We start from the raw sequence: 9,626 nt of genomic DNA, 5'->3' as shown, positions 1-9,626 counted from the left end.
CCGTCTCGCCGTTGCGTTTCTTCTCGGCACTGGCGGCAGCCAGGGCATCGGTGCTGATGGCTTTGAGATTCTTGCTGATCTCGGCAGAGGGGCGGCCCAGATCGCCCAGGCTCTGCGTGATGTCGAGCTGGCCCTTCAAACGGTCAAAGGTCTGGCCGTACTGGGAGGTGGCTTTATCTGCCTTTTTGGTGGCCAGTCCAGCATATTCCAGCGCTCGGGCCGTGATGTCGCTCTGATCGCCAAAGGATTTGAGGGCATCTTTGGCCTTGTTCCATTTGGCCGAATTGGGCGCGGTGCCGCCAGGTGCGTACTTCTCCACCTGATCCAGAATGCGTCTGGCCTCCTTAACGTAGGTCTCAAACGCCTTGATCGGCGCAGCAGACGCGGCTCCGCCTGCTCCTGCATCGGGCCGGACCTCGGGCACCTTGGCCCCCAGCACGGGCAGCATGTCACCGGGACGCACGATCCAGTTGGGCGTGCCCAGTTTACCAATCGCCACATCGCCCACGGGGTTCACGCCGGGGCTGGTGGGGTTGCCATACTTGTCGAATTTGCCACCGTTGGCCGCATAGGTCACGCGGTTGTTGCCACGCACCATGCCGTCGCCGATGTAGATACCAGTGTGATTCTGGCCATTCTCCGTGTAGAACACCACATCGCCCTTCTGAAGATCTTTCGTGCCGCTATACCGCTGAGCAAAACCCGCCTTGAGCAGGTTACGGGCGGCATCGGTGGCCTCGGTTTTGCCGTCCCCATTGCTGTCGGTCTGGAACAGGGCATTGATCTTGCCTGCCACTTCTGGTGTGGCCTTGCCAAGCACGAGCCGCACCCACTGGGCGCAGTAATTCACGATGCTGTCGGCGCTGACCTGTCCCAGCTTGCCCGCCCCGGCCTCGACCACCTTTGCGCCCAGGGCGTCGGCTCCCGCCGCCGTCAGGGCCACACCCGCTGGGCCACCGGTCTGAAGCGGGCCAGTGAAGGTGCCGTTGGCCTGGGCCTCCTGCTGCACCTGAAAGCTCAGGTCTGCCACTGCGGCTTCCAGCGCAGCCACCTTGGCTTTCTGGGCGTCCAGACGGGGCTGGAACTGCTCTGACACTTTGCCCGTCGCGCGTTGCTGCGCATCCGCCACGCTCTGCGCAGACGCCAATTGGCTTCTGGCCGTGGCCAGTTCCTCTTCCTTGGCCTCCTTCTGCTTGAGCAGATCCGACTTGCCGACGCCGTTTTTCAGGTCACGCGCCTGATTGAACTTGCTCAACACGTCGTTCAGGCCCGTGAGCATGTCGTTGATACCGTCCAGCACGCTGGTTTTGGTAGACGCAAACAGCTCGCCCACATTCACCCACAGCGACTTCCATTTGGCCGAAACCTCATCAGATTTCTGGCTGATGGTGGCGGCCACCTTGCCGTAGGCTTCCGCCGTTTTACCTGCCGCGTTCGCCTGCCCTTCCAGGGTGGCGGTCAGGCGCTCGAAATTGCCGTTAGCCAGACCCGTCACGGCGGTCAGACCGCCCACGTCGCCGAACAGCCGGGCCATCGCCTCGCTGTTGCCGTCGGTCTTCTCGATCACGTCGCGCAGGAATGGCACGAGGCCCTTGGCTGCCAGCGCCTGGGCATTGAACTGGATACCGAGATCTTTGGCGGTCTCTTTTGCCTGCATGCTGGGCTTGATGATGTTCGTCAGCGCCGAGCGCAGGTATTCGATGGCGGAGGACGGCTTGATGCCCTGCGCGGTCAGTGCGGCCACGCTGCCCAGCACCTCGTCCAGACTCAGGCCGGCCATTTTGGCGGTGGGCAGCACCATACCGAGACTCTGGGCGAGTTGCGAGAAGCTCATCTTGCCGTCGTCGACGGCCTTAAAGAGTTTATCGCTGACCATTGTGGCGTCAGACGCTTCCAGTTTGTAGGCGTTCAACACGCTGGTCAGCACGTCGGTGGCAGTGGCAGTCTCCGTGGCTCCAGCGCGCGCCAGTTCAGCGGACTGCTTGAGCAGCGCCAGGCTGGCCGTCATGTCCTCAGTGCCCTTGACCCCTGCACCCAGCACGTCATACAGACCCGCGTTGAGATCCGTGTAGGTGGCCCCCACGTCGCCGCTCATCTTCAGGATCGCGCGTCCAGTGTCCCCGAGCTGGGCGGTGGTCTTGTCAGTCAGCGTAGCGATCTGCGCCAGCCCCTTCTCAAATTTGGCGTACTCGTTGACCGCTTTGGTTGCCGCCAGCGCCGCGCCGCCCACCACCAGGGCAAGCCCACCCACAGCCAGCCCAGCAGGGCCAGCAGCAGAGGCGATGCCCTGGAAGGCATTGATGGCCGCGCCGCCCTGGGAAGCCATCATGCCCAGTTGACCGGGCAGCATCCCGAAGCTGTTGACGATGTTGCCGGACAGGCCACCCGCATTGATGCCGCCCCGGATGGTGTTCTGCTCACGGGCGAGGCGCTGAATCTCGCGGTTGACCTGACCAAGCTGCGTGGTGGTCAGGTTGCCACTGCGGGCCATCGTCTGCAAACTGGCGGTGATCCGCGCACTTTCGGCGGCATAGACGGCAGATGCGGCCCGGAACTCGGTGGAATTGCGCCGCACGCCCGCCGTGGCCGTGTCGAACGCCGCCCGCATGGCTCCAGCCTCGGTCCTGATCCGCTGGAAGGCGTCGGTGTTAATGGAGCGCAGGCTGCCCGTCAGGCGGGTCAATCCAGCGTCCAGCGCCTTGAAGTCGGCTGTCCCGGCTGTGGCCCCGGCAGACGCCGTGCGGAGACGGCCTTGCAGGGCAGTGAGCTGGGAACCGAACTGCGCGGCGTTTACGTCCCCGCGCTTCCACTGGTTGTTCAGGGCTTCCAGCTCGGCCAGGAGTGCCCGATTAGCTGCTGAGATGCCCGGCCCACCGCGTCCGCCGCCGCCACCGCCGCCCCCACCACCACCGAGAGCGCGGAGCTGGCTGATCAGGCTCTGAAGGGCCGTGATCTGGGTGTTGATTTGCGTGTACACCGCATTCAGCGCCGTGGTGTTCACGGTCACGCGGTATTGCATGTTCGCGCCGAGGCCGTTCAACATGCCCTTGAGGGTGGTCAGGTCATTCTTGATCGCGTCGAAATTCGAGAAGCTGACTTTCAGCAACACCGAGCGGCCCTGGAGGCGGGCCAGCTCAGCATTGACGCTGGTCAAATCAAACTTCAGGCGCACCGTTCCAGTGTTCTGGAGTTTGCCCAGCGTTTGCATGATGCCCTGTAAAGCCGTCTGTGCCCGTGCGAGGTCTGCGGCGTTGCCTGCCCGTCCCGCCAGTGTTGCCGCTTCCTTGCGGGCCGTCACGAGTGCCCGGACTGCCGCCGCCGCCTCGCGGTCTGCCTGTGCGCCTAGCCGCGCGGTCAGGACCGACTGGGCTGACAGGGTTTTGAGTTCTGCCGTCACGCCCCGGATGGCCCCAGCCTGCTCTTTGTAAGCCGTCCCCAGCAGTCGGGCAGCTTGCGCGCGGGCCTGAGCGTCCCGCTCTGACATTCCCTTGAGGGCAGCCAGATCAGCCTTAACCTGCTCAATCGCAGTCTTTGCCGCGCGGTTGTCGATGTTCAGCTTCACACCGTTGGTACGCTCAACAAACTGACGGGCCTTCTGAAGATCACGCTCGATGCCTGTCAAATCTAGGCCCGTATCGATAAAGAGGCCGCCCACAGATTGACCTTTGGTCATGGTTTAGTCACCTCCAGGGCAACGAAAAACCGCCCGGAAGGGCGGCGTGAATGGTTATGAACCTGAGAGGCGATCTATTCAATGTCTATTTCTAGATTTGTGCTGCTGCCCGTGCATTGATAGGTGGATTGAATCAACGCACCGAAACTGTTTTGCGCCTCTATTGTCCCATTCAGACGGTAACCACTCGTCACCGTCAGCACGTCACGGCCTATCTCATTCCCAAACTTTGCGGTAGATGGGGCCTTGAGCTTTTCGCGCACGCCGCGCTGGCAGGCCACCAGAAAACTGGTTTGGTAGTCAGGCGTGGAGGGAGCAAGAGAACCCCAGATCGCCAGCGCGGCCAGGACGGCGATTGGAACCCCGATCAGTACCGCCGCCCATTCCCAGAAGCCCTTACGCTGGCCCGTGCGTCGCACCTGCGCCCGGTAGGCTTCCTCGGCTTCAATGCGGGCGTTTGTCTCAGGGTCCAGGGTCATGCCCCCAAGATAAACGCCCCAGCGAGTGCCAGGGCGCGGGTGCGGATGTGGGCGCGTCAGTTCAGCTCCAGCACCCGTTCATCCTTTTTTGCTTTCACGTCCAGCAACGGCGCGGCATCAATGGTGCGGGTCTGGTCAGGAGCGCCCACCCACTTCTGATGAAGCTGCTCCAACATTTCTTTGATCCGGGTCACGCGCACCGGGCCGTAGAGCTGTCTCCCCTCTGGACTCTGGGCAATCTGCGCCACTTCATCCATGCTGTACACATCCAGGGCCGTCAGGGCAGCCAGGACTTTCGAGGCGGCGCTGTCGAAACGGGCCGCAGCTTTGGCGTAGTCACGCTGCTTGAGTTCCTGCTCCCGGGGAAGCAAGGGCAGCGAGGGCACCTGAATCACTGTGCCGTCCTCCAGTTCCAGATCCTCAATCTCGCGGGGCAAGGGCGTAAAGGGGCGCTTAGTCAAGGGAGGAGTCACGGCCCTTGCTAGCACGGGCGGCGCTGGAGGTGCGGCAACCTCAGCGACGGGTGGCGGACTGGGTGGCTCTACGGGCGGCGGCGCGGCATCCGGGACGAACTGCTGATGGTGCTGCTCCAGGCGTTCCACCACCAGTTTCCGGGTGATCGGCTCCCCGGCCTGGGCGCGTTCAACGATCTCCTCACGCAGCGGCGCGGGCATCGTGCCACTGGCAAGGGCGTAGAGGGCAGAGGGGGCAATATCCAGTTGTGCAAAATTTGCACTTCCGAAAACCTCGGCAACCTTGATGAAGTTATATGCGGCGCGGCGACTCCAGTCGAATTCAGCTTTTAGCCAGCTATCGAATTCGCCGTAGCCCAGGGCATCCCTGACTTGGATCAGCCGCTGGCCGATCTCCACAATGTCCTGTGCGGCGCGGCGGGCCAGGGTGCGAATCTCCCCAGTGTGTTCCTGCACCATCTCGCGCACCTGGGGCGTCAGATCGTCGTAATCGAACAGGGGTTGCAGATCAGTCTCCGGCATTCTTGACACGTCCTCTGGGGGGAATGATTTCGAGCATCATCGGCTGAATGCTGGGCAGCCTTTCGGCCACGCGCAGGCCGTTGGGCTTGAGGTTGTCTTCCTTGTAGCCCTGCTTTTCCTTGCTTCTCTGAATGCCGTTCTGCGTGCGGGTCAGGTGGTTCTGCCAGTCCATCCACATATCGATGGTGGCGATGCTGACTTCACCGTGCGAGTTCTTCAGGATGCTCAGGCCGCACATGGTCATCACGAAGCCGCGCAGGTAGCGGATCATGGTATCCACGTCCTTCAGCTCCACATCCAGGGCGACGGCCAGGTCTTCGCGGCTGAGCAGGTTGGGCAGCGCCTTCTCGATCAGTGCCAGCCCCTCAAAGTAAGTGCGGTTGGGCCGCAGATTGACCCCGGTCTTTCTCAACAGCAGCCGCGCCTGCACGAAGTGTTCTTCCTTGCCGTAAAACACGCCGTAGAGCATGGTGGAAAGCTGCTGGACGCTCATCCAATTCACGGCAAACGCGCCCATCACTGCGCCTGGCTCACGGAAAACGGAGCGGACCACCACCTGCGGAACCTTGCCACGCTTGTAAGGGATTTCCAGGGGGTGATGATCGAACATGGCCTGCTGCTGGGGCTTCTTGATCTGCTTCTTGTTTCTGGGTTTGCGGCTCATGGTGCCTCCGAAGATGTGCAATGACGCCCGCCCGCCACTGGGGCGGGCTGGGAAGGGCGGGTGTCAGGCGGCGTTCAGGTGGGCGTGCGCCCCGGTGCGGACCTTGGAGATGGTCATTTGCGGCCCTTGGTGTGGCGAGGCACGATGCCACGGGCCGTCAGCACCTCGGCGGCCAGCACGGGCAGATCGAACGGCTCAGAAAGAGCGCTGTGAAGTCCGCTCCACTGGAGGCGGTACGTGGGATTGTCCGCCCAGGCATCCAGCCACGCGTCGAAGACCTCACGCACCATCGCCTTGAGGTGCTGGGCACTTGCCTCCCAGATCACCTCGTCCTGAAGGCAGGCTGAGCAAAGCAGCCAGTCATGATCCCGAAGGGTGATCACCGTGGCATGCGGAGCGCCGCACATCTCGCAGGTGATCCGCTCTGCGCTGGGAGTCGCCTCCTTCCCGGTCACGCCGCCACCCCCTGCGCCAGTTCCAGCAGGTAGCTGGGGGTGGGGATGATCTCACTGACCAGGGTCAGGGCCGCGCCTTTCAGAATGCGGTCTGCTTCCAGCACAGGCACCTGCTTGCCGTCCACCGTGGCGATCATCTCGCCCGTCTGGCGGCTCAGGGTGACGCGGTAGGTCCTGACGCTGACCACCACGCCGCACTCGCGGTCAATGGTGTGGGCGTCCCAGGTGCGGGAGATGGCGGGAACTTTTGCGGGGGCTTCAGCGTAAACTGGCATACGAACCTCCTTGGGGTTCGCAGAAAGGGGGGCCATGCCGTGAGAAGTAGGGCCCTTTTCTGCTGCCCAAAGGTTACACCTATAGGTTGCATAGTGTCAACCTATAGGTGTAACATGCATGCATGGAAGCCTTAGACATATATGGAGACCGCCCGTACACTGGCGGGATGGTTCGGTGGCGCGTAGGCGAATTTCTAGAGCAGCACGGCATCACGCCCTACCGCTTATCGGAGAAGACCCAGGGGAAGATCAGCCGGAATGCGATCTATGAAATCTCCCGAGCCGACACGAAACAGGTGAAATTTGACACGCTGGACACGCTGATTAAGACGCTCCGCGAGATGACTGGTGCGCCTGTAGGGCTTGCCGATCTTCTGGAATTCACAGACGAGTGACCCCGCCAGTCTTCAAGTACACCGCCCACGCTGAGTACCAGTTGTTCAACCGCAACATCACGAAACAGGCGGTGGAGCGCACGTTGACTCAGCCTGAGATGATCAAGCTGGATGGTGAAGACCCGGATGTTTTTATTGCGAGCCGTGAGACTTCGCCGGGGACGGTGCTTAAAGTGTGGTATCGCCAGTTGGAGGGTGGGCCGGTGGTGCAAACTGTTCTCATCATCACGCTCCGCCGGGAACGCCCGGACGCGCCTAAGAAACCCAAGGGAAGGAGGAACCGCTAATGGAAATCCGTATCGACACTGAAGCCGACGCCGCTTACATCCGCCTTCGCAAGGGCAAAGTCCACCGCACCGAGGAACTCGGAGAGGGCTATATGCTTGACTTCAGCCGTGCTGGAAAGGTCATTGGCATCGAGGTTCTGCACCTGTCCAAGAAGTCTGCTGGCGTGCTGGGCGTGGATGTGCCTGAGCGCGTATGGAAGCTCGCACTCTCAGCCTGATCCCCTCCCGCTCCCGCTTCGGCGGGCTTCTTTCTGCATTCACTTCAAACCTCCTGCCCCGATCAGGGCCAAGTAAAAGCCCCAGCGAATGCCGGGGCGTTGATAGACGAATATGCGCGGAGAGAGCCGATTGAAGCGAGTGGCGTTCAGTGGTCCTTGTGGGTCTCAAGCCTCACAAGCGAAAACGGCAGGCCAGTGGATTGACGCAGAGTCTGCGCAAAACCCTGTGTTCCAGGTCCCAGAAACAAGAGACCTGCCGCAACCACAACCTTGAAAGACCGGGCAATCCGCACCAGGAATCTGCGCAGACTCGGTAAGGCTGTGGCCGCCAGCGCCAGAACCGCCACAACTAAGGAGAAGACCTCCGGGCGCTCAATCAATGAGGCGGTCAACAGCGCGGTGACCACCGTGGCAAGCGCGTAAGCTGCGCCAAATTCCTTGTATCGCCACTCGTGATCCAGCGTCCAGAGAATGGGACTCGTGGAATAGAAGATCAGGAACACAAGCAGCGCAGGTGCGCAGACGAGGGCCGAAACAGCCACCGCCTCACTCTCCGATTGAATACGTCCATTCAGGATCAGCAGTGTCAGCGCCGCCAGAACCGCGAGATACACCCCCAGTGCGACAAAGAACACCAGCATCCTGAGCAGATCGACACCAGGGTGGTTTGCCGAAATGCGTCCTACCAATCCCGTCCGCCGATGCGAATTCTTGGTGTGCTGGATCATGAGGTATCACCGTCCTTGAAAGGCGAGGCGTCTTCTGGGTCTCCGGTCTTCCATTTTGACCTATACCACTCTCTCACCCTCAAAGCAAGTCCGCCTAGGATGAACCATACAAAAGTGATCACCGCAGCTCTATCACCAACCCAACCTATGGCCGAGATTAAGAAAATGGGCGGATCAGCAGTGCGGAAGAAATTGGAGACCAACTCAATCACAAATGTGGTGGCAAGCGATCCGATGGTGATGCTGACCGCCGCAATAAAAGCCTGGGCGGTGTCGATCAGCAGGGCCATCAGCCATGAACTGGTCATGAAGCGCCAGGCAACATGAAGGGGCTGCGTGTTCAGGATGACTGATTTGTCATTCGTGATACGAATCACGTAAAAGCCCGGGGAGAGCCGCTGGAGCTGCCGCTTGAAGTCTTTGGCCTCATCGGCCTTACGCGCCTTGTCTTGTGCCATTGATGGGAAAAAGGATAGCGTTCCCATCTTCCAGAGAGCCGGGAGGCTGTTCCCCCGCTTTTGCAATAGGCGGTTCCCAGTCACTTCAGCCCTCCCGTCAAAGCCACCCCATCCCAGATTTGAATGAGGGGCCGTCCATCCCGCCCCGCAGGCCAGCGCGTCCAGACTGGCCCATTCAGCAGGCCCAGCCGCATGGCCTCACCCAGTCCCTGCGCCACCTCGGCATGCACGGGGTACGGCGTGGACCGACTGACCGGCCCACCCTCTCCCCTGCGCCGGAAGTCGGGCAGGATGCGGCTGTTCAGGTCTTTCGGGGCCTCTGCGCCCCAGGACAGGGCCGCGCCCCAGACCTGCCGCTGCCACTGCCGCCCCTCACTCTCGGCGTGCGCGTGCAGGGCGTACTTGATCTGGTCTAGCGGGGCGTCGAACCACTGGACAGCAGGCTGGAGAAGGCCGAGGGCCGCGAGGGCACTCGGCCAGTCGAAAAATCCGGGTCACCACCCTCACCTGAGCGCGGCGGCTGCGTGGCCGTCCACCACGCGGGGAAGTGGTCCGGCCCGGTCAGGTCCTCGAACTCGTCATAGGTCAGGCCGGGCAGACGGCGGTGGACCAGCAGATAAATCGCGCCCGTCTGCTCCTCCACATCCATCTGTCTCAGCGCCTGCACGATGCGGATTTCCCGCCAGGAAGGCGCAAGGTACGGGATCAGGAGCGGGCCGTAAGGGTCACAGAACTCGGTGTTCGGAATCCCGAGGGACGCCTCAATGGAACTTGAACGGGCGACATGCTGCTCCTGGGTAGTCATGAACGCAGCGGCCTCGCCAGAAAGCCGAGTTGCCAGCGCAGTTCCTGAAGATGCTCTTCTCTTGACTGGCCCGGAACCAGCACGCACATGGCGTTCAGAAAATCATCGGTGGACATGGCCGCTTCTCTGGCCTGTCCGCCGCGCTTTTCAAGCTCCTGCGCCATTTCCGAGAGGGATTCAGGGGTCAACATGGT

The 9,626-nt window shown here is 61.7% G+C and carries 14 protein-coding genes; 4 read left to right on the top strand and 10 right to left on the bottom strand.

The genetic code is table 11. The features are described from left to right. The 6 genes from BOO71_RS01270 to BOO71_RS01245 all read right to left on the bottom strand — a co-directional run. Positions 1-3,673 (bottom strand): phage tail tape measure protein (locus BOO71_RS01270; protein ID WP_075830187.1); only part of this gene is annotated, 3,673 nt, incomplete at its 3' end. Between the two features lie 74 nt (positions 3,674-3,747). Next, positions 3,748-4,152, bottom strand: coding sequence for a hypothetical protein (locus BOO71_RS01265; RefSeq protein ID WP_075830065.1), 405 nt, complete (start codon positions 4,150-4,152; stop codon positions 3,748-3,750). A 56-nt stretch (positions 4,153-4,208) separates the two neighbouring features. Further along, the gene (locus tag BOO71_RS01260; RefSeq protein WP_075830186.1) at positions 4,209-5,147 is read right to left on the bottom strand and encodes a DUF3102 domain-containing protein; all 939 of its coding nucleotides are present in this window, start codon (positions 5,145-5,147) and stop codon (positions 4,209-4,211) included. Further along, a complete protein-coding gene (locus BOO71_RS01255; RefSeq protein WP_075830185.1) occupies positions 5,134-5,811 on the bottom strand; it encodes a hypothetical protein in 678 nt (225 codons plus the stop codon). Before BOO71_RS01255 ends, BOO71_RS01260 begins: the two co-directional genes overlap by 14 nt. 113 nt (positions 5,812-5,924) lie before the next feature. Beyond that, positions 5,925-6,266: a hypothetical protein gene (locus tag BOO71_RS01250; RefSeq protein ID WP_139322669.1), complete on the bottom strand. Its 342-nt coding sequence runs from the start codon at positions 6,264-6,266 to the stop codon at positions 5,925-5,927. After that, complete coding sequence (locus BOO71_RS01245) at positions 6,263-6,541, bottom strand: hypothetical protein (RefSeq protein ID WP_075830183.1); 279 nt, start codon at positions 6,539-6,541, stop codon at positions 6,263-6,265. Before BOO71_RS01245 ends, BOO71_RS01250 begins: the two co-directional genes overlap by 4 nt. A 167-nt stretch (positions 6,542-6,708) precedes the next feature. On the opposite strand from BOO71_RS01245, the gene BOO71_RS01240 reads away from it, so the two are divergent. Genes BOO71_RS01240 through BOO71_RS01230 form a run of 3 tightly spaced genes read left to right on the top strand, consistent with a single transcriptional unit; the run spans position 6,709 to position 7,441 of the window. Then, positions 6,709-6,936, top strand: a complete 228-nt coding sequence (locus tag BOO71_RS01240) for a helix-turn-helix domain-containing protein (RefSeq protein WP_075830182.1) — start codon at positions 6,709-6,711, stop codon at positions 6,934-6,936. Then, complete coding sequence (locus BOO71_RS01235; RefSeq protein ID WP_075830181.1) at positions 6,933-7,223, top strand: DUF4258 domain-containing protein; 291 nt, start codon at positions 6,933-6,935, stop codon at positions 7,221-7,223. The genes BOO71_RS01240 and BOO71_RS01235 overlap by 4 nt, the downstream gene beginning before the upstream one ends. After that, positions 7,223-7,441, top strand: a complete 219-nt coding sequence (locus BOO71_RS01230) for a DUF2283 domain-containing protein (protein WP_075830180.1) — start codon at positions 7,223-7,225, stop codon at positions 7,439-7,441. The genes BOO71_RS01235 and BOO71_RS01230 overlap by 1 nt, the downstream gene beginning before the upstream one ends. 146 nt (positions 7,442-7,587) lie before the next feature. On the opposite strand, the gene BOO71_RS01225 is transcribed toward BOO71_RS01230, so the two are convergent. Together BOO71_RS01225 and BOO71_RS01220 are read right to left on the bottom strand one after the other, a co-directional pair. Next, the gene (locus BOO71_RS01225; RefSeq protein WP_139322668.1) at positions 7,588-8,169 is read right to left on the bottom strand and encodes a hypothetical protein; all 582 of its coding nucleotides are present in this window, start codon (positions 8,167-8,169) and stop codon (positions 7,588-7,590) included. Beyond that, a complete protein-coding gene (locus BOO71_RS01220; protein WP_139322667.1) occupies positions 8,166-8,627 on the bottom strand; it encodes a hypothetical protein in 462 nt (153 codons plus the stop codon). Before BOO71_RS01220 ends, BOO71_RS01225 begins: the two co-directional genes overlap by 4 nt. Positions 8,628-8,746: 119 nt before the next feature. Here BOO71_RS01220 and BOO71_RS27520 point away from each other — a divergent pair, with 119 nt between their 5' ends. After that, positions 8,747-9,043 (top strand): hypothetical protein, encoded by a 297-nt coding sequence (locus BOO71_RS27520; RefSeq protein WP_175607328.1) that lies wholly within the window; start codon positions 8,747-8,749, stop codon positions 9,041-9,043. Here BOO71_RS27520 and BOO71_RS01210 read toward each other — a convergent pair. Next, positions 9,040-9,432, bottom strand: coding sequence for a hypothetical protein (locus BOO71_RS01210; protein ID WP_075830176.1), 393 nt, complete (start codon positions 9,430-9,432; stop codon positions 9,040-9,042). The genes BOO71_RS27520 and BOO71_RS01210 overlap by 4 nt on opposite strands. After that, positions 9,429-9,623, bottom strand: coding sequence for a hypothetical protein (locus tag BOO71_RS01205; protein ID WP_075830175.1), 195 nt, complete (start codon positions 9,621-9,623; stop codon positions 9,429-9,431). Before BOO71_RS01205 ends, BOO71_RS01210 begins: the two co-directional genes overlap by 4 nt. Positions 9,624-9,626: the final 3 nt, after the last annotated feature.

Origin of the sequence: Deinococcus marmoris (assembly GCF_001949125.1) — a bacterium.
Taxonomy (GTDB): domain Bacteria; phylum Deinococcota; class Deinococci; order Deinococcales; family Deinococcaceae; genus Deinococcus; species Deinococcus marmoris_A.
This window is presented reverse-complemented; position numbering and strand designations above follow the sequence as displayed.